Consider the following 19,738-nt stretch of genomic DNA (forward strand, 5'->3'; position numbering starts at 1 on the left):
CTATCTGAGACGATGATGTTGAGTCTGCCGCCGTCTTCGCAAGCAAGCCTGCTCCCACACAAGCCGCGCTCGTCCGCTATACCATCGGCGTGCTGGCGAACGCCTCCAACCCTTCGGCATAGGCGGTAAACGCGCTGATCGATGGAAATGACTTGCCCTGCACCTGATCCGGCACCACCAGGTTGGTGAAGCTCCAGGCCACTGCCACGGTGATGCCCGCCTGATCGAGGGTGCCATCGGTGATCAGGGGCTGTTTCACCAGTTCCTGTTCGAGCATGTCATAGGCCGCCGCCAGTTGACCTTCCACGCGTTCGACCCAGGGGGCGTGTTGGATTTCTGTCGGCCGAAGGTTGCGTTCGTAGTAGATCTGCACTGACTTCTCGCACGCCGCCAGGGCCAGGCCAATCACGCGCAATGCGCGCAGCCGTTGCCCACTGTCGACCGGCATCAGGCTTTTGCCCGGCGCGGCCAAGGCTTCGAGGTAGTCGATGATCAGTGTGGAATCCATCAGCACGTTGCCATCGTTGAGCACCAGGGTCGGTGCCTTGACCACCGGGTTGATGCGCTGGAACTGTTCGAAATGCCTGAACACCGAAACGGACTCGTGTTCCAGGGCAACCCCCAGGCACTTGGCGGAAATGGCGACGCGTCGCACGTAGGGCGAGTCCAGCATGCCGATCAGTTTCATGACGTCTCCTTCAGAAGAATCTTGCGGGGTTAATCCTCGAACCCGACCTGTTCATGGATTTCATCGACCTTGAGTTCCAGTCGGTAAGCCACGGCGATGAACAACGCCTGGCACAGGCACAACGTGGCACTCAACGAGCGGAAGGCGAAAGAGCTGCCTTCGTTCACCAACAGTACCGCATTGGCCCGTTTGGCCAGGGGCGACAGGTTGCTGTCGGTGATGATCAGCGTCTTGGCCTGATGATGCTGGGCAATGCGCAGGCAGTGCTGGGTTTCCTTGCCGTAGGGCGTAAAGCTGATCGCGATCACCAGGTCGTTGGCCCGCACGCTGCGCATTTGCTCGCGATAACTGCCCCCCAGGCCGGACACCAGATGGATGCGCTTGTTGGTGTGTTGCAGGTTATAGACCAGGTAATCGGCCACCGCGAACGAGCGTCGCACGCCGACCACATAGATGTTGTCGGCGTTGACCACCAGGTCTACGGCTTTGTCGAAGGCTTGATCGTCCAGCTCCAGGCCCAGACGCTCGATGCCCGAGAGGGTGGCGTTGACGCATTCGCGCGCCAGGTCGCCGCCGCTGGCTTTCTGCGACTTGTTGGCGATCATGCTGCGGATGCGCTGCTGGTAGTTCTGCACCGGCGTGGTCTTGTGGGTATAGGCCTCGCGAAACAAGGCCTGCATTTCGCTGAACCCGCTGAAGCCGAAGCGCTGGGAAAACCGCACGATGGCCGAGGGATGCACTTCGCATTCGCGCGCAATGTCGCTGATGCGATCGACCATGATCCGGTCGCTTTGCTGGCTCATGTAGCTGGCGATGCGTTTGAGCTGTCGCGGCAGGCTTTCATACTCGTCGGTAATCAGTTGCAGCAGGCGCTCGGCATTGATCGGTGGGCTTGAAAGGGCGGGTTCGGACGCGCTCTCGGACGGCGCCGGCAGATCGGGGCGGGTCATAGAAAATCCTTCTGGCTTGTTCTTATAGGGCGGCCCGGGAAAAGGGCCTGCCCTCGACAATAGGTTGGCTGATCGCAGTCTACAGCGTAGGCGCGGGGAAAATCATGAGCAGACAACGTTGCGACACCTGCTGAAACGATGCACCGCGTCTGGCGCGCTTCAGTGATAGCGTATTGGAAAAAATATTCCACGTAAAAAATTTATAGAATAATTATTGATTATTGGCCGCTGCTCGTTTTAGTCTGCATCCACCAAGAGCGTTGGCGCCGGTTTCGGTGGCAAGCGCGGGCTGATAAAAATAACAGGAGCCAGCATGGGCCAGACTCGTTTTGCCAGTGGGCGTCAATTGGATGTGATCTGCCTGGGACGCCTGGGCGTCGACCTCTACGCGCAGCAAGTCGGAGCGCGCCTGGAAGATGTCGCAAGCTTCGCCAAATACCTGGGTGGCTCGTCGGCCAACATCGCCTTCGGCACCGCGCGGTTAGGGCTCAGGTCGGCGATGCTGAGCCGGGTAGGGGACGATCATATGGGCCGTTTCCTGGTGGAGTCCCTGGCCCGCGAAGGCTGCGACGTCAGCGGCATCAAGGTCGACCCTGAACGCCTGACGGCCATGGTCCTGCTGGGTATCAAGGACCGGGAAACCTTTCCCCTGGTGTTCTACCGGGAAAACTGCGCCGACATGGCGCTGCGCGCCGTGGACATCAATGAAACGTTCATTGCCTCCAGCAAGGCGCTGCTGATCACCGGCACGCATTTCTCTACCGAAAGTGTCTACAAGGCCAGCACCCAGGCGTTGGATTACGCCGAGAGACACAACGTCAAACGCGTCTTGGACATCGATTATCGCCCGGTGCTCTGGGGCCTGGCGGGCAAGGCCGATGGAGAAACCCGTTTCGTCGCCGACCAGAAAGTCAGCCAGCATGTGCAAAGCATCCTGCCGCGTTTCGACCTGATCGTCGGCACCGAAGAAGAATTCCTGATCGCCGGCGGCAGCGAAGATCTGCTGAGCGCGTTGCGTACCGTGCGCTCGCTGACGGCGGCGACCTTGGTGGTCAAGCTCGGCCCGCAAGGTTGCACGGTGATCCACGGCGCCATCCCTAACCGACTTGAAGACGGCGCCATTTATCCCGGGGTTCGTGTCGAAGTCCTGAATGTATTAGGTGCAGGTGATGCGTTCATGTCGGGCTTTCTCGCCGGTTGGCTGGAGGACGCCAGTGATGAACGCTGCTGCCAGCTGGCCAATGCCTGCGGTGGCCTGGTGGTGTCGCGCCATGCCTGTGCCCCAGCGATGCCGACCCGGGCTGAACTCGACTATCTGTTCAATAGCCCGGTGCCGATTACCCGGCCGGATCGAGACGTGGCATTGCAACGTCTGCATCAGGTCAGCGTGCCGCGCAAACAGTGGAAGCAACTGTTCATCTTTGCCTTCGATCATCGCTGGCAACTGGTGGAACTGGCCCATAAAGGCGGGCGTGAGCTGGGCGCCATCAGCGAACTCAAGCAACTGTTCATCCAGGCCGTGGAACGGGTCGAAGCCGACCTGAAACGTCAGGGCATCGAGGCCGATGTCGGTCTGCTGGCCGACCAACGTTTCGGCCAGGACTCGCTGAACGCCGCCACTGGACGTGACTGGTGGGTTGCCCGACCAGTGGAGGTGCAGGGTTCACGGCCGCTGGCGTTCGAACATGGGCGCTCTATCGGCAGCAACCTGATCGCCTGGCCACAGGAACAGATCATCAAGTGCCTGGTGCAATTTCACCCCGACGACGAACCGCTGCTGCGCCTGGAACAGGAGGCGCAACTCATGGCGCTGTATCAGGCGTCCCAGGTCAGCGGCCATGAACTGCTGCTGGAAGTCATTCCACCCAAGGATCATCCGTCGCCGCACCCGGACGTGCTGTATCGCGCCCTCAAACGCCTCTACAACCTGGGCATCTTTCCGGCCTGGTGGAAAATCGAAGCCCAGACGGCCGACGAATGGAAGCAACTTGATGAGCTGATTCAACAGCGTGATCCCTATTGCCGAGGTGTGGTACTGCTGGGCCTCAACGCCCCGGCCGCCGTGCTAGCCGAGGGTTTCCGCCAGGCCAGCCAGAGCACAACCTGCCGTGGATTTGCCGTGGGACGGACAATCTTCCAGGAACCGAGCCGTGCCTGGCTGGCCGGGGAAGTCGACGATGAAACGTTGATCCGGCAGGTGCAGGGTAGGTTTGTGGAGTTGATCGAGGCGTGGCGTGCTGCGCGAAGTTAAAAGCTGTGAACACTGATCCTGTGGGAGCGAGCCTGCTCGCGATAGCCGACTGATAGTCAACATTAAGTCGCCTGACACACCGCTATCGCGAGCAGGCTCGCTCCCACAGGGTTCATCGCCGCCTTCAATGGTTAGGTAAAAACAATAAAAGGTGCAGCCATGCCCGCAATTCGAATTGGCATCAACCCGATTTCCTGGAGCAACGACGATCTGCCATCGTTGGGTGGCGAGACGCCGTTGAGTACGGCGCTGAGCGAAGGCAAGGAAATCGGTTACGAAGGTTTCGAGCTCAACGGCAAATTTCCCAAGGATGCCAAGGGCGTTGGCGATGTGCTGCGGCCCTATGACCTGGCGCTGGTCTCCGGCTGGTATTCCAGTCGTCTGGCCCGGCGCTCGGCGGCCGAAGAGATCGATGCCATCGCCAGCCATGTCGAGTTGCTGGCGCAAAACGGTGCGACGGTGCTGGTGTACGGCGAGGTGGCCGATTCCATTCAAGGCCAGCGCATCCCACTGATCGAGCGACCGCGTTTTCACACGGACGAAGCCTGGCAAGACTATGCCGAAAAACTCACCGAACTGGCGCGCTTCACCCTGTCCCGGGGTGTGCGCCTGGCGTATCACCATCATATGGGCGCCTATGTCGAATCGCCTTCGGACATCGACAAACTGATGGCCCTGACCGGCAGTGAGGTTGGCCTGCTGTTTGACTCGGGCCACTGTTACATGGGCGGCGGCGAACCCTTGCAGGTGTTGCGCAAGCACATCGAGCGCATTTGCCATGTGCATTTCAAGGACGTGCGCAAGCCTGTGGTGCAACTGGCGCGCAACAACCTCTGGAGTTTCCCCGACTGCATCGTCAACGGCACCTTCACCGTACCGGGTGATGGTGACATCGACTTTGCCGCGTTGCTGGACGTGCTGCTTGCCGCCGACTATCACGGCTGGCTGGTGGTCGAAGCCGAACAGGATCCGGCCGTGGCACCGAGTTATGCCTACGCCAAGAAAGGCTACGACACCCTGCGCGCCTTGCTGCAAGAGAGGACTGCGTCATGAGCCTGTTGATCAAAAGCCAGCCAAGCGGCCAGACCATAGTCCAGCTACCCGCCGACGAACTGGAGTATGTCGGGTTTGCCGCCTACCGCTTGAGCCTTGGTGAAAAGCTCCCGGTGGCTGCCGCCGACAAGGAACTGTGCCTGGTCTTGCTCAGCGGGCGCATCAGTCTCAAGGGTGAAGCACCGGGGCAGGGTGCCTTCGATTGGGACAACCTCGGTGATCGCCAGTCGGTGTTCGAGGATAAATCGCCCTACGCCGCGTATCTGCCGCCCGGCAGCCAGGCCCAGGTCACCGCCCTGAGCGATGTACAGATTGCCGTGTGTGCTGCGCCGGGTTCTGCGCAAAACAGTTACGGTCCACGGCTGATCCGCCCGGACAGCATGAAGCGCAGCGTGCGCGGCAAGGGCGCCAACACCCGCTATGTCTGCGACATCCTGCCCGACAGTGAGCCGGCCCACTCGCTGCTGGTGGTGGAAGTGCGCACGCCGTCGGGGCATTCGTCGAGCTACCCACCCCACAAGCACGACACCGACGACCTGCCGCACCAAAGCTTTCTGGAAGAAACCTATTACCACCAGGTCAACCCGTCCCAGGGCTTCGTGTTCCAGCGGGTCTATACCGACGACCGCAGCATCGACCAGGCCATGGCCGTGGAAAACAGCGACCTGGTGGTGGTGCCCAAGGGTTACCACCCGGTCAGCGTGCCCTACGGGTACGAGTCGTATTACCTGAACGTCATGGCCGGCCCGAAGCGGGTCTGGCAGTTCCATAACGATCCGCAGCACAGTTGGCTGCTTGATCTCTGATTTCCACCCTTTGCACGGAGAACAAGAACAATGAGCGATGCCCCGGTAGTAGGCCATTACATCAACGGTCGAGTGCAGGACAGCGACACGGTGCGGTTCAGCAACGTCTTCAACCCGGCCACCGGCGCGATACAGGCCCGGGTGGCGCTGGCCGAACCGGGCACCGTCGAGGCCGCGGTGACCTCGGCGCTGGCGGCATTCCCGGGCTGGTCCGAGCAATCGTCATTGCGCCGTTCGCGGGTGATGTTCAAGTTCAAGGAATTGCTCGACCGCCATCACGACGAACTGGCGCAGATCATCAGTCGCGAGCACGGCAAGGTGCTGTCCGACGCCCATGGCGAAGTCACCCGCGGCATCGAGATCGTCGAGTACGCCTGCGGTGCGCCGAACCTGCTCAAGACCGATTTCAGTGACAACATCGGCGGCGGCATCGACAACTGGAACCTGCGCCAGCCCTTGGGTGTGTGTGCCGGAGTCACGCCGTTCAATTTTCCGGTGATGGTGCCGCTGTGGATGATTCCCCTGGCACTGGTCGCCGGTAACTGTTTCATCCTCAAGCCTTCGGAGCGTGACCCGTCCGCCAGTTTGCTGATGGCTCGGCTGTTGACGGAGGCCGGGTTGCCGGACGGTGTGTTCAACGTGGTCCAGGGCGACAAAGTGGCGGTAGATGCGCTGTTGCAGCACCCGCACATCGAGGCGATTTCTTTCGTCGGCTCCACGCCGATTGCCGAGTACATCCACCAGCAGGGCACGGCGAACGGCAAGCGCGTGCAGGCGCTTGGCGGGGCGAAAAATCACATGATCGTCATGCCCGACGCCGACCTCGACCAGGCGGCGGACGCATTGATCGGTGCGGCCTACGGCTCGGCCGGTGAACGCTGCATGGCGATTTCCATTGCCGTGGCGGTGGGGGACGTGGGCGATGAATTGATTGCCAAGCTGTTGCCGCGCATCGATCAGTTGAAGATCGGCAACGGCCAGCAACCCGGCACCGACATGGGGCCGCTGGTGACCGCCGAGCACAAGGCCAAGGTCGAAGGCTTCATCGACGCCGGGGTCGCCGAGGGCGCGCGCCTGATCGTCGACGGCCGTGGTTTCAAGGTGCCGGGGGCCGAGCAGGGGTTCTTTGTCGGCGCGACGCTGTTCGACCAGGTCACCGCCCAGATGAGCATCTACCAGCAAGAGATCTTCGGCCCGGTGCTGGGCATCGTTCGCGTGGCGGATTTCGCCAGCGCCGTGGCCTTGATCAATGCTCACGAGTTCGGCAACGGCGTGTCCTGCTTCACCCGTGACGGCGGCATTGCCCGGGCGTTTGCCCGCAGCATCAAGGTCGGTATGGTGGGCATCAACGTGCCGATTCCGGTGCCCATGGCCTGGCATTCCTTTGGCGGCTGGAAGCGCTCGCTGTTTGGCGATCACCATGCCTACGGTGAAGAAGGTTTGCGCTTTTACAGCCGCTACAAAAGCGTGATGCAGCGCTGGCCCGACAGCATCGCCAAGGGCCCCGAGTTCAGCATGCCGACTGCCCAATAACCGTTTATGAATGCCGGAGGGATAACAACAATGAACAAGCCCCTGCGTTTTGCCTTGAACCGAATGGTTGCTCCGCGCCTGTCACTGCCCGATTTCATTGACCTGGCCCTGGCGCTGAAAACCGATGCCATCGAGATTCGCAACGATCTGAAGGGCGTCGAGATCGAAGACGGCATGCCGCCGGCCCGCGTGCGTGAGTTGTGCGAGGCGCGGGGCATCAAGGTGTTGTCGATCAACGCGCTGTATCCCTTCGACGTATGGAACGAGGAGCGCCGTACCCAAGCCGTGCGGCTGGCCGACTATGCTCGCGAATGCGGCGCCGAGGGGCTGGTGATGTGCCCGCTCAACGAGCGCGACGACCCGCGCGGCGAGGCCGAACGCGCCGCGGGGCTGCGCACGGCCCTCAGTGAACTGGCGCCGATCCTGCGGGCTTTCGGTATCTACGGTTTCATCGAGCCGTTGGGGTTTGAAGAGTGTTCGCTGCGGCGCAAGCGCACGGCAGTGGAAGCGATCAAGGCCATTGGCGGGTTGGATGTGTTCCGTTTGGTGCATGACACCTTTCATCATCACCTGGCCGGTGAGCAGGAATTTTTCCCCGAGCTGACCGGGCTGGTGCACATCTCCGGTGTCGAGGATGCCCAGGCACCCTTGACGACCATCCGCGACGGCCACCGCGTGCTGGTGGGCGAGGCCGACATTCTCGGCAATGCCGCGCAGATCGAGGCGTTGCGGGCCGGTGGTTACGAGGGCTACCTGTCCTTCGAACCCTTTGCCCAGAGCATTCATGAACTGGCCGACATTCGCCAGGCGTTGGGGGCGAGCATGAATCACCTGCGCAATCCCCAGGCCTGACACCGTCATCAATATGATGAAGAACCCCTGTGGGAGCGAGCTTGCTCGCGATGGCGGCAGCACATTCAACAGATAAGTCGCCTGAAATACTGTTATCGCGAGCAAGCTCGCTCCCACAGTGGACTGAGCCAGCCGCCAAATTTGCATTCCAGACAAGGTGCAAGCATGACCACAACACGACTGACCATGGCCCAGGCCCTGGTGAAATTCCTCGATAACCAGTACGTCGAGGTCGATGGCGTCCAGAGCAAATTCGTCGCCGGGGTCTTTACGATTTTTGGCCACGGCAATGTGCTGGGCCTGGGTCAGGCGCTGGAGCAGGACAGCGGTGACCTGGTGGTCCATCAGGGGCGCAACGAGCAGGGCATGGCCCACGCTGCCATCGGTTTCGCCAAGCAGCATCTGCGCCGCAAAATCTACGCCTGTACTTCGTCGGTCGGCCCCGGCGCGGCGAACATGCTGACCGCCGCCGCCACCGCGACGGCCAATCGCATCCCGTTGCTGCTGTTGCCTGGTGATGTCTACGCCAGTCGCCAGCCGGACCCGGTGCTGCAGCAGATCGAACAGTTCCATGACCTGAGCATCAGCACCAACGATGCGTTCAAGGCCGTGAGTAAATACTGGGATCGCATCAACCGCCCCGAGCAACTGATGAGCGCCGCGATCCACGCCATGCGCGTGCTCACCGACCCGGCCGAAACCGGCGCGGTGACCCTGGCGTTGCCCCAGGACGTGCAGGCCGAAGCCTACGATTACCCCGATTACTTTCTGCAAAAGCGCGTTCACCGCATCGACCGTCGCCCGGCCACCGAAGCCATGCTCGGCGATGCCCAGGCGCTGCTCAAGGGCAAGCGCAAGCCGCTGATCATCTGCGGCGGCGGGGTGAAATACGCCGGAGCCAACGCAGCGTTGCAGGCTTTTGCCGAGCGCTTCGAAATCCCCTTTGCCGAGACCCAGGCCGGCAAGAGTGCGGTGGTGTCCAGTCATCCACTGAACGTCGGAGGCGTCGGTGAAACCGGTTGCCTGGCGGCGAACCTGCTGGCCAAGGAAGCGGACCTGATCATTGGTATCGGCACCCGCTACAGCGATTTCACCACCGGGTCCAAATGGCTGTTCCAGCATCCGGATGTGCAGTTTCTCAACCTCAACATCAGCCCTTGCGATGCCTTGAAGCTTGACGGTGTGCAACTGCTGGCCGACGCGCGCTCAGGCCTGCAGGCTTTGTCCGCCGCGATGGGTGACTATCGTGCCGAATGGGGCGGGCAGATCACTGATGCCAAAGCCCAACTGGATGCCGAAGTGGACCGGATCTATCAGGCTGACTTCCAGACCCAGGACTTCGTCCCAGAGATCAACGATCACCTGGACCCGGCGGTGTTTCGTGAATTCATCGAACTCACCGGTTCCTGCCTGACCCAGAGCCGCGTGCTGGGCACCCTCAACCAAGCCCTGGCCGATGAGGCGATCATCGTTGCCGCCGCCGGCAGCCTGCCCGGCGACTTGCAGCGCAGCTGGCGCAGCAAGGGGGTCAACACCTATCACGTCGAATACGGCTATTCGTGCATGGGCTATGAGGTAAACGCGGCGCTGGGCGTGAAGCTGGCCGAGCCCGACAAAGAGGTCTATGCCCTGGTGGGTGATGGCTCCTACATGATGCTGCATTCGGAGCTGGCGACCTCGATCCAGGAGCGTCGCAAGATCAATGTGGTGCTGCTGGACAACATGACGTTCGGTTGCATCAACAATTTACAGATGGGCAACGGCATGGACAGCTTCGGCACCGAGTTCCGCTTCCGCAACCCGGACACCGGCAAGCTCGATGGCGGCTTCGTGCCGGTGGACTTCGCCATGAGCGCGGCGGCCTACGGCTGCAAGACCTACAAGGTCAAGACCCTCGACGAACTCCACGCGGCCCTGGCCGATGCGCGGCTGCAAACGGTCTCGACCCTCATCGATATCAAGGTCTTGCCCAAGACCATGATCCACAGCTACCTGTCCTGGTGGCGGGTCGGCGTGGCGCAAGTCTCCACCAGCGCGCGCACCGATGCGGCCGCCAAAACCCTCAATGAACGACTGGCCGAGGCTCGCCAGTATTAACAGCCCCAACCCTACGAAAGGAGTTTTTCATGTCTTTGAAGCTGGGCGTCATCGGCACCGGGGCCATCGGCCAGGACCATATCCGTCGTTGCAGCCAGACCTTGCTCAACAGCCAGGTGGTGGCGGTGACCGACATCAACCTCGCCCAGGCGGCGAAGGTGCTGGCCGACTTGAAACTGACCGCCGAGGTGTATCCCGACGGGCATGCCTTGATCAATGCGCCGGACGTTGAGGCGGTCCTGGTCACTTCCTGGGGGCCGAGCCACGAAGAGTTCGTGCTGGCGGCAATCGCGGCGGGTAAACCGGTGTTCTGTGAAAAGCCCCTGGCGGTCACGGCCGAAGGCTGTCGCAAGATCGTCGAAGCCGAAGTCGCCCATGGCAAGCGGCTGGTTCAGGTCGGTTTCATGCGCCCTTACGATGAAGGCTATCGAGCGCTCAAGGCGGTGATCGACAGCGGTCAGATCGGCGAACCGCTGATGCTGCACTGCGCGCATCGCAATCCGAGCGTGGGGGAGAACTACAAGACCGACATGGCGATCACCGACACACTGATCCATGAGCTGGATGTGCTGCGCTGGCTGCTGGCCGATGACTACGTTTCGGTGCAGGTGGTATTCCCGCGCAAGACCAGCAAGGCGCTGGCGCACCTGCGCGATCCGCAGATCGTGTTACTGGAAACCGCCAAGGGCACGCGCATCGATGTGGAGGTTTTCGTCAATTGCCAATATGGCTACGACATCCAGTGCGAAGTGGTGGGGGAGACGGGCATCGCCAAACTCCCGGAGCCGTCCCAGGTGCAACTGCGCAGTGGCGCCAAGCTGTCCAATGCGATCCTGATGGATTGGAAGGATCGTTTCATCGCGGCCTACGACGTCGAATTGCAGGCTTTCATCGACGGCGTGCGCGCCGGACAGGTGGGCGGGCCGTCGGCCTGGGACGGGTTCGCCGCGGCAGTGGCGGCGGATGCCTGTGTTCAAGCGCAGCAGAGTGGGCAGATCGTCAAGGTCGAACTGCCCGAACGCCCGCGTTTCTACGGCTAACCACAATCTCCTGTGGGAGCCCGCTCCCACAGTCGACCGCGTTTCCCTGAAGGTACTCGGTCAATTGTGGGAGCGAGCCTGCTCGCGATGGCGGCGGATCTGTTGGCATTAATGTGGCGGATACACTGCCATCGCGAGCAGGCTCGCTCCCACAGGGTTGTGTTTATTCAACGACTTTCAAGGAATCTTCATGCGAATCGGACTAGTGGGCTACGGCAAGGGCGGACGGTTTTTCCATGCACCGCTGATCAGCAGTCTGCCCGGGGCTACGTTTGTCGGCGTGGTGACGCGGTCCGCTGAGCGGCGCCAGCAACTGGCGAGCGAGCACCCGCACGCCCAAGCCTTCGATACCCTCGAACAGTTGGTGGCCGCAGGCGTCGATGCGGTGGTGGTGTCCACGCCGCTGGACGGTCGCCCGGCCGTGGTCATGCAGGCCATTGAACTGGGTATTGCAGTGGTCAGCGACAAACCTTTCGCCCTTGATGCCGCACAGGCCGAGGCGATGGTGCTGGCCGCCGAGCAGCGCAACGTGCCGCTGACCGTGTATCAGAACCGCCGCTGGGATTCGGACTACCTGACTTTGCGCAAACTGCTGGAGTCCGGTGCGCTGGGGCAGGTCATTCGCTTTGAGTCCAGCGTCGAGCGTTATTCGCCAACATCGGTCGGCAAAGGTAGCGGCGGCGGGTTTCTGCGGGACCTGGGTAGCCATCTGGTGGACCAGGCGCTGCAACTGTTCGGCCCGGTGACCAGGGTTTACGCCGAGTTGGATTACCGGCAACCCGGGCAGGTGTTCGACAACGGCTTTTTTATCTCCCTGACCCATGCCAGCGGCGTGCTTTCCCACCTGAGCGGCAGTTGCCTGCAAAACGCACCGCGCCCGCGCTTTCGGGTCAGCGGCACCGGGGGCTGTTACACCGTCGAAGGCCTGGACGGCCAGGAGGCCCAGGCGCTGGCCGGGTTGAGCCCGGCGACCGAGGGTGAGCGCTGGGGGAGCGAAGAGCATCGGCGCTGGGGCTGGTTCGAGCAAGGCAGCGAGCGCGAGCGTGTGGCATCGGAGCGCGGCTGCTGGATGACGTTCTACCAGCGTCTGCAAACCGCGTTGCAAGGCGTTGGTCCTTTGCCGGTGGAGGCCCGTGATGCCCTGGCCACCACTCGCATCCTCGACGCTGCAAGGCTGAGCGCCGAGCAGGGCGAAGTGGTGGTTTTGGCCACGTCTGTCGGCCATGGAATAAAAAACGAATAAAATTCTAAAATGAGTTGATATGGAAAATATTTTCCAATAAAGTCGATTCCAGGTTACCGACACCCCTGTTCGTCTTTTGCCAAGTCAGCCTTGAGCAAATGACGGACAAAACAAAAACAAGAAACACAGCCAGGTACCGTCGATGAAAACCTTCAGCCGTTCTGCGTTTCACCTGCCACGCTCGCTGCGCCTTTGCGCAATCCTTCCCCTGTTCGAATCCCTGTGCATTCAGCGCAACGGCACCGTGGTGTGTTGCATGCCCGGTGCGCCCATCGTGCGTTTGCCCCGTTCCTGAGATCCATCACGCCTTATCCATAAAACCAACAAAAAAGTGGAGAAAGACCGTTCATGAAGACCAAGACCCGTATCGCCTCGCTGGCCCTGTCGTTGATGCTCACCAGCGGCGTCGCCCTGGCGGACCTGAAGATCGGCGTCAGCATGTCCCAGTTCGATGACACCTGGCTGACGTACCTGCGTGAGTCGATGGACAGCAAAGCCAAGTCCCTGCCGGATGGCGTCACCTTGCAGTTCGAAGATGCACGCAGTGATGTGGTCAAGCAACTGAGCCAGGTGGAAAGCTTTATCAGCCAGAAGGTCGACGCAATCATCGTCAACCCGGTGGACACTGCCGCCACCCAGCGCATTACCAAGGCCGCGGTCGCCGCCGGGATCCCGTTGGTGTACGTCAATCGGCGTCCCGACGACCTGAAACTGCCCGCAGGCGTGGTGACCGTGGCGTCCGACGATCTGGAAGCCGGCCGGATGCAAATGCAATACCTGGCCGACAAAATGTCGGGCAAGGGCAACATCGTGATTCTGTTGGGTGACCTGGCGAACAACTCCACCACCAACCGCACCAAGGGTGTCAAGGAAGTGCTGGCCAAGTACCCCGACATCAAGATCGAACAAGAGCAGACCGGTATCTGGTCGCGGGATAAAGGCATGACACTGGTGAACGACTGGCTGACTCAGGGCCGCGAGTTCAATGCCGTGGTCTCCAACAATGACGAAATGGCCATCGGCGCGGCCATGGCACTCAAGGGTGTCGGCAAGGAGAAAGGCAGCGTACTGATCGCCGGGGTCGATGGCACGCCGGACGGCCTGAACGCCGTGAAGAAAGGCGAGATGGCGGTCTCGGTGTTCCAGGACGCCAAGGGCCAGGCCGACGGTTCGATCGACACGGCGGTGAAAATGGTCAAGAAACAGCCGGTCGAGCAGGCCGTATGGGTGCCGTATCGCCTGATCACGCCGGAAAACGTCGATCAGTTCAAGTGACGTTTAACGTACTGCTACCACAACAATAAACAGGCGAGGTCGCCCACTGACCTTGCCGAGGGAGTACCTGATCATGTTCGCTTCAGCGACTGCTTCGAGCGCCCCGGCGATGACTTTCCGGCCGGACGTAATGCCTGATGAACCGTATCTGCTGGAAGTCGTCAACGTCAGCAAAGGCTTTCCCGGTGTGGTGGCCCTGTCGGATGTGCAATTGCGGGTGCGCCCCGGTTCCGTGCTGGCTTTGATGGGCGAGAACGGTGCGGGCAAATCCACCCTGATGAAAATCGTGGCCGGCATCTACCAGCCGGACGCTGGTGAACTGCGCCTGCGGGGCAAGCCGGTGAAGTTCGACACACCTCTGGCAGCCCTGCAGGCCGGCATCGCGATGATCCACCAGGAACTGAACCTGATGCCCCACATGAGCATCGCTGAAAACATCTGGATCGGCCGCGAGCAGCTCAACGGCTTGCATATGGTCGATCACGGGGAAATGCACCGCTGCACCGCCAAGTTGCTGGAGCGCCTGCGTATCAACCTGGATCCTGAAGAGCAGGTGGGCAACCTGAGCATTGCCGAGCGGCAGATGGTCGAGATCGCCAAGGCGGTGTCCTACGACTCTGACATTCTGATCATGGATGAGCCGACCTCGGCCATCACCGAGACGGAGGTCGCCCATCTGTTTTCGATCATCGCCGACCTCAAGTCTCAGGGTAAGGGCATCATCTACATCACCCATAAAATGAACGAAGTGTTCGCCATCGCCGATGAAGTGGCGGTGTTTCGCGACGGCGCCTACATCGGCCTGCAACGGGCCGACAGCATGGACGGCGACAGCCTGATATCAATGATGGTCGGGCGCGAACTGAGCCAGTTGTTCCCGGAACGGGACAAACCCATCGGCGATCTGGTGCTGTCGGTGCGTGATTTGAGCCTGGAGGGCATTTTCAAGAATGTGTCCTTCGACTTGCATGCCGGAGAAATCCTGGGCATTGCCGGGCTGATGGGCTCGGGCCGGACCAACGTGGCCGAGGCGATCTTCGGCGTGACGCCCAGCACAGGCGGCGAGATCCTGCTCGACGGGCAACCGGTGCGCATCAGCGACCCGCACATGGCCATCGAGAAGGGGTTCGCGCTGTTGACCGAGGATCGCAAGCTCAGTGGCCTGTTCCCGTGCCTGTCGGTGCTGGAAAACATGGAAATGGCCGTGTTGCCCCATTACGTCGGCAACGGCTTCATCCAGCAGAAAGCCTTGCGCGCGTTGTGCGAAGACATGTGCAAGAAGTTGCGGGTCAAGACCCCGTCCCTGGAACAGTGCATCGACACCTTGTCCGGCGGCAACCAACAGAAGGCCCTGCTGGCCCGATGGCTGATGACCAACCCACGCATCCTGATCCTCGACGAGCCGACCCGTGGCATCGACGTTGGCGCCAAGGCCGAGATCTACCGGCTCATTTCCTACCTCGCCAGCGAAGGCATGGCGGTGATCATGATTTCTTCGGAACTGCCGGAAGTACTGGGCATGAGCGACCGGGTGATGGTGATGCATGAAGGAGACCTGATGGGCACGCTGGACCGTAGCGAGGCGACCCAGGAGCGGGTAATGCAGTTGGCTTCTGGCCTGTCCTGATAACAGAGGGCGCAAGCTCGCCACAGAGAAAAAGGTGAATGCTATGAACGCGATACTGGAAAACAAACCCGCGGCCGCACCGGCCAGGACGCGTCGGCGGCTGCCGACGGAACTGAGTATCTTCCTGGTGCTGATCGGCATCGGCCTGGTGTTCGAAGTGTTTGGCTGGATCATGCGCGACCAGAGTTTCCTGATGAACTCCCAGCGCCTGGTGCTGATGATCCTGCAAGTGTCGATCATCGGTCTGCTGGCCATCGGTGTGACCCAGGTGATCATCACCACCGGTATCGACCTGTCGTCCGGTTCGGTGCTGGCGTTGTCGGCCATGATCGCCGCCAGCCTGGCCCAAACCTCGGATTTCACCCGGGCGGTGTTTCCCTCCCTGACTGACTTACCGGTGTGGATACCGGTGGTGGCGGGGTTGGGCGTTGGGCTGTTGGCCGGAGCGATCAACGGCAGCATCATCGCCATCACGGGTATCCCGCCCTTTATTGCCACCCTCGGCATGATGGTCTCGGCCCGCGGTCTGGCGCGTTACTACACCGAAGGCCAGCCGGTGAGCATGTTGTCCGATTCCTATACCGCCATCGGCCATGGCGCCATGCCGGTGATCATTTTCCTGGTGGTGGCGGTGATCTTCCATATTGCCCTGCGCTACACCAAGTACGGTAAGTACACCTACGCCATCGGCGGCAACATGCAGGCGGCACGCACCTCGGGCATCAACGTCAAACGCCATCTGGTGATCGTCTACAGCATCGCCGGGCTGCTGGCGGGGCTGGCCGGGGTGGTGGCCTCGGCGCGGGCCGCCACCGGGCAGGCCGGCATGGGCATGTCCTATGAGCTGGACGCGATTGCTGCGGCCGTGATCGGCGGCACTAGCCTGGCCGGTGGGGTGGGGCGCATCACCGGAACGGTGATCGGCGCGCTGATCCTCGGGGTCATGGCCAGTGGCTTCACGTTCGTCGGCGTGGATGCCTACATTCAGGACATCATCAAGGGCTTGATCATTGTGGTGGCGGTGGTCATCGACCAGTACCGCAATAAGCGCAAACTCAAACGCTGAAGGTCCTTACGCTGCGACAAAGCGCCACGCCTGACCCGCGTGGCGTTGCCATTTGTCTTCTTGATACAGCTATTGAATCGAATTTCTTGTTATAAACGCACTCCGATGACTGCCAAAAGCTTGTCAGAGAACATTTAGAAGGGTTGTCGGACATTTTCCCTATGTTTTCAGTTGCTGAGGCTTCGACTCGGCCTTAGACTGCCGCCCCTCGTAAATTGAGTGCCGGGTGGCGCTTGGAATAGACGGCGCCTTCCCGATGAGCGTGGCAGCGCGCTGCGGGACGCTTCATAATTCGCCTTAATGCACGTTTTTTTATAGAGAAATCAATGACAAAGGAAAAGTTGCTGGCCATGCCGGCGGATGACTACATGAATGCCGAGCAGCTGGCTTTCTTCACCAAGCTGTTGCAGAACATGAAAGTGGAAACCCACGAGCGCATCGAACAGAACCGAATCGCCATTGAGAGCCTGGATACCCCGGCTGACCCGGCGGACGCTGCTTCCGTAGAAGAAGAGCGGACCTGGTTGGTCAACGCCATCGATCGCGACCAGCGCATGCTGCCTCAGCTGGAGCAGGCCCTGGACCGTATCAACGACGACAGCTTCGGCTGGTGTGATGACAGCGGCGAGCCGATCGGCCTCAAGCGCCTGCTGATCAGCCCGACCACCAAGTACTGCATCGAAGCGCAGGAACGTCACGAGCAGATCGACAAGCACCAGCGTCAGGCCTGATCCGCGTTTCAGAAAAGATCGCAGCTTTCTTCGGGAAGCTGCGATCTTTTGCTTTTGTCTGCGCCTGTTCGTCTACTTCCGTTGACCCCCCGCAAGAACGCGACTAATGGACCATGGATAATGGCTCCGTAGTGGCGTTTAATGCAGGCATAACAACGAGAAATGTGGGTGATCAACATGGCGACAGACGGTTCCGTGGCGAATGCGGCGCAGGTGCAGGTGCCTGTAACCAACAGCATGGCGCGCTGGTTGACGCCGACCTTGCAGAGTCTGGCGCTGACATTGCTGCTGTGCGGCATGACGTTGGGCGGCTGGTCGTTGTATCTGGGCCTGCCCCTGGCGATGCTCATCGTCTGGCTGCCGCGCCTGCGCTCGCGCCTGGCCGCCGCGCCTGAGCCGGTAGCCGCGGACAAGTTGGCCGAGCTGACCCGTGATCTGTCCTACACCACCAGCCATAACGCGTTGTCGGCGGCCGGCGTCGCCTATTCGGTCAAGCAACTGGCTGGCAAGGTCCAGTCGCAGCTCGACGCGGCGGCGCAGATCGTCGGTAATGCCGAATCGATGATCACCACTGAACAGGCCACCTCGCAACTCAGCCAGCAGGCCCTGAGTGCCGCCAGTGAGGCCCATCGCAGTAGCGTTGCCGGGCGTAGCGAACTGGTGGAGTCCATCAGCCGGATGCATCAGCTCAGCCAGCGCGCGAACGACAGCCGCGAGTTGATCGAGGCGCTGAGCGTGCGCAGCGATGAAATCCAGCGGGTCAGCCTGGTGATTCAGTCGATCGCCAGCCAGACCAACCTCCTGGCGCTCAACGCGGCCATCGAAGCTGCACGGGCCGGTGAGCACGGTCGCGGCTTCGCGGTGGTGGCGGACGAGGTCCGTGGACTGGCCGGGCGTACGGCCGCGGCCACCGGCGAGGTCGGGGTCATGGTTGCGGATATCCAGCAGCGCACCGCCCAGGTGGTGGAGCAGATCCGGCAACTGGCCAGCGACCTGGACAGTGGCGTGCAGCAGGTCGAGCACACCGGTCAGCACCTGGAAAACATAGCCCGGCTGGCGGCCGGCGTTGAAACCCAGGTCAGCGCCATCGCCCAAGGCACTGACACCAATCGCGAACAACTCGACAGCCTGTTTCACGCCATCGAACAGATGCGCAGTGACCTGTCCATCAGCGACCAGCAGACCCAGCGCCTGGCCCAAGCGGCAGTGCAAATGGAGGGCCAGGCCGAAACCATCAGCGAACGCCTGGCCGAGGTTGGCCTGGACGATTATCACCAACGGGTCTACGACCTGGCGCGCGAAGGGGCGAGCCAGATCGCGGCCCAGTTCGAGGCAGACATTGACCAGGGTCGTGTCAGCCTGGAGGACCTGTTCGACCGCAGCTACCAGCCCATCCCCAATACCCAGCCCGCCAAGTTCCAGACCCGTTTCGACCGCTACACCGATCAGGTCCTGCCAGCTATCCAGGAACCTTTGCTCGCCCGGCACGAAGGCCTGGTATTCGCCATTGCTTGTACTCAGGAAGGTTATGTACCGACCCACAACAAGGTCTTCAGCCAACCCCTGACCGGCGATCCGCAAGTGGACACGGTGAACAATCGCACTAAACGCAAGTTCTCCGACCGCACCGGGATTCGTTGCGGTAGCCACCAGCAGCCCGTGCTGTTGCAGACCTACACCCGAGATACGGGTGAGCTGATGCATGACCTTTCAGTGCCGATCATGCTCAAGGGGCGTCATTGGGGTGGTTTGCGGCTGGGTTATAAGCCCGAGAAGCCGCGCTAGGCTGGCCCGCGCTGGGGGGCTGGGCACGGCTGCTGCGCAGCCGAGCGGAAGCAAGCTCCCTTGTCACAGGGGTTAAAGGGTTGAGGGTTATTTACCGTCGTGCAAGCGGACATTCAATTGATCCACCAGCACTGCCTCCTCGCCGTCAGCGAGCAGCCATTCGCGCAGTAGATCTTTCTGTTGCTCCGACCAGAAGTCGGCCTCCACCAGTTTGATCTCCGGCTCCAGCGGATAGGCCATGATGAAGTCATCAATGGCTTTGTCATCCGAAGGCAGGCCGAGTTGATCGAACAAGGTACTCAGTTCGTGCGAGGGCTGTTCCATGGGGTTCTCCTTTGGGTGGGCGCCGTCATGGCGCCTCGGTTGCTTCCCTTTATCTGAGGCAAACGCCCGTCAGGAGTTCGATCGGGTTCAGGCTTTCAACGCGCCTTCATCCACTGCGAGTTTCAGGGCTTTTGCCGCTGCCCGCGCAGCCTCGGCGGCGAGTTCGGGGGTTTTGAACCAGCGATCCTTTTCCACCTGATGGTAACGGGTGGTGGTCAAGGGGGGCTTGGCGCGCATCACGATGACAGCCTGAAATTCGCCTTCGACCTCTCTGGCCTCACCCCGGATGAAAAACTCGCCAATATCAAATTCCGTCACGTCGCGCCTTTCCTTCACAAGTCATAGTATGGGTGCGCGATCGTCAATGGGGGACGGTCTTCGCTGGGCAGGCAGTATGGCAGCAGTTGCCTGTCGCGG

18 protein-coding genes are annotated in these 19,738 nt (G+C 61.1%); 14 read left to right on the forward strand and 4 right to left on the reverse strand.

All coding sequences use genetic code 11. The features are described 5' to 3' along the window. Positions 1-76: 76 nt before the first annotated feature. Positions 77-688, reverse strand: a complete 612-nt coding sequence (locus tag CRX69_RS05070; protein WP_107321651.1) for a glutathione S-transferase — start codon at positions 686-688, stop codon at positions 77-79. Between the two features lie 29 nt (positions 689-717). Further along, positions 718-1,638, reverse strand: coding sequence for a MurR/RpiR family transcriptional regulator (locus CRX69_RS05075; RefSeq protein ID WP_047230196.1), 921 nt, complete (start codon positions 1,636-1,638; stop codon positions 718-720). Positions 1,639-1,951: 313 nt separating this feature from the next. On the opposite strand from CRX69_RS05075, the gene CRX69_RS05080 reads away from it, so the two are divergent. The 14 genes from CRX69_RS05080 to CRX69_RS05140 all read left to right on the forward strand — a co-directional run bounded on the left by CRX69_RS05080 (position 1,952) and on the right by CRX69_RS05140 (position 18,997). Then, the gene (locus tag CRX69_RS05080; RefSeq protein ID WP_107321652.1) at positions 1,952-3,889 is read left to right on the forward strand and encodes a bifunctional 5-dehydro-2-deoxygluconokinase/5-dehydro-2-deoxyphosphogluconate aldolase; all 1,938 of its coding nucleotides are present in this window, start codon (positions 1,952-1,954) and stop codon (positions 3,887-3,889) included. A gap of 159 nt (positions 3,890-4,048) precedes the next feature. Next, complete coding sequence (gene iolE, locus CRX69_RS05085) at positions 4,049-4,942, forward strand: myo-inosose-2 dehydratase (protein ID WP_047230198.1); 894 nt, start codon at positions 4,049-4,051, stop codon at positions 4,940-4,942. Then, positions 4,939-5,748, forward strand: coding sequence for a 5-deoxy-glucuronate isomerase (gene iolB, locus CRX69_RS05090; RefSeq protein ID WP_047230199.1), 810 nt, complete (start codon positions 4,939-4,941; stop codon positions 5,746-5,748). Before iolE ends, iolB begins: the two co-directional genes overlap by 4 nt. Before the next feature lie 30 nt (positions 5,749-5,778). Then, on the forward strand, positions 5,779-7,281 hold the full coding sequence (locus CRX69_RS05095) for a CoA-acylating methylmalonate-semialdehyde dehydrogenase (protein ID WP_047230200.1): 1,503 nt from the start codon (positions 5,779-5,781) through the stop codon (positions 7,279-7,281). A gap of 30 nt (positions 7,282-7,311) precedes the next feature. Further along, entirely contained in the window at positions 7,312-8,133 is an 822-nt protein-coding gene (locus CRX69_RS05100) for a TIM barrel protein (RefSeq protein WP_107321653.1), read from the forward strand. A gap of 165 nt (positions 8,134-8,298) precedes the next feature. Further along, positions 8,299-10,230: a 3D-(3,5/4)-trihydroxycyclohexane-1,2-dione acylhydrolase (decyclizing) gene (gene iolD, locus CRX69_RS05105; protein WP_107321654.1), complete on the forward strand. Its 1,932-nt coding sequence runs from the start codon at positions 8,299-8,301 to the stop codon at positions 10,228-10,230. Between the two features lie 29 nt (positions 10,231-10,259). After that, on the forward strand, positions 10,260-11,270 hold the full coding sequence (iolG, locus tag CRX69_RS05110) for a bifunctional inositol 2-dehydrogenase/D-chiro-inositol 1-dehydrogenase (RefSeq protein WP_076385262.1): 1,011 nt from the start codon (positions 10,260-10,262) through the stop codon (positions 11,268-11,270). A gap of 190 nt (positions 11,271-11,460) precedes the next feature. Further along, positions 11,461-12,513, forward strand: a complete 1,053-nt coding sequence (locus CRX69_RS05115) for a Gfo/Idh/MocA family protein (protein WP_047230204.1) — start codon at positions 11,461-11,463, stop codon at positions 12,511-12,513. A gap of 142 nt (positions 12,514-12,655) precedes the next feature. After that, positions 12,656-12,808, forward strand: a complete 153-nt coding sequence (locus tag CRX69_RS27660) for a hypothetical protein (protein WP_177193354.1) — start codon at positions 12,656-12,658, stop codon at positions 12,806-12,808. 53 nt (positions 12,809-12,861) lie between these two features. Beyond that, positions 12,862-13,788, forward strand: a complete 927-nt coding sequence (locus tag CRX69_RS05120; protein WP_047230205.1) for a sugar ABC transporter substrate-binding protein — start codon at positions 12,862-12,864, stop codon at positions 13,786-13,788. Between the two features lie 73 nt (positions 13,789-13,861). Next, positions 13,862-15,415, forward strand: a complete 1,554-nt coding sequence (locus CRX69_RS05125) for a sugar ABC transporter ATP-binding protein (protein ID WP_047230206.1) — start codon at positions 13,862-13,864, stop codon at positions 15,413-15,415. A 43-nt stretch (positions 15,416-15,458) separates the two neighbouring features. Continuing rightward, positions 15,459-16,481, forward strand: coding sequence for an ABC transporter permease (locus CRX69_RS05130; RefSeq protein ID WP_047230207.1), 1,023 nt, complete (start codon positions 15,459-15,461; stop codon positions 16,479-16,481). A gap of 326 nt (positions 16,482-16,807) precedes the next feature. Continuing rightward, positions 16,808-17,212, forward strand: coding sequence for a TraR/DksA family transcriptional regulator (locus tag CRX69_RS05135; protein WP_003202859.1), 405 nt, complete (start codon positions 16,808-16,810; stop codon positions 17,210-17,212). 561 nt (positions 17,213-17,773) lie between these two features. Beyond that, positions 17,774-18,997 (forward strand): methyl-accepting chemotaxis protein, encoded by a 1,224-nt coding sequence (locus CRX69_RS05140; protein WP_370695191.1) that lies wholly within the window; start codon positions 17,774-17,776, stop codon positions 18,995-18,997. An 87-nt stretch (positions 18,998-19,084) separates the two neighbouring features. Here CRX69_RS05140 and CRX69_RS05145 read toward each other — a convergent pair whose 3' ends face one another. Both CRX69_RS05145 and CRX69_RS05150 read right to left on the reverse strand, forming a co-directional pair. Further along, a complete protein-coding gene (locus CRX69_RS05145) occupies positions 19,085-19,321 on the reverse strand; it encodes a DUF2789 family protein (protein ID WP_107321655.1) in 237 nt (78 codons plus the stop codon). An 87-nt stretch (positions 19,322-19,408) separates the two neighbouring features. Further along, positions 19,409-19,639, reverse strand: a complete 231-nt coding sequence (locus tag CRX69_RS05150; protein WP_047230209.1) for a hypothetical protein — start codon at positions 19,637-19,639, stop codon at positions 19,409-19,411. Positions 19,640-19,738 lie beyond the last annotated feature (99 nt).

Origin of the sequence: Pseudomonas rhizophila (assembly GCF_003033885.1) — a bacterium.
GTDB lineage: Bacteria > Pseudomonadota > Gammaproteobacteria > Pseudomonadales > Pseudomonadaceae > Aquipseudomonas > Aquipseudomonas rhizophila.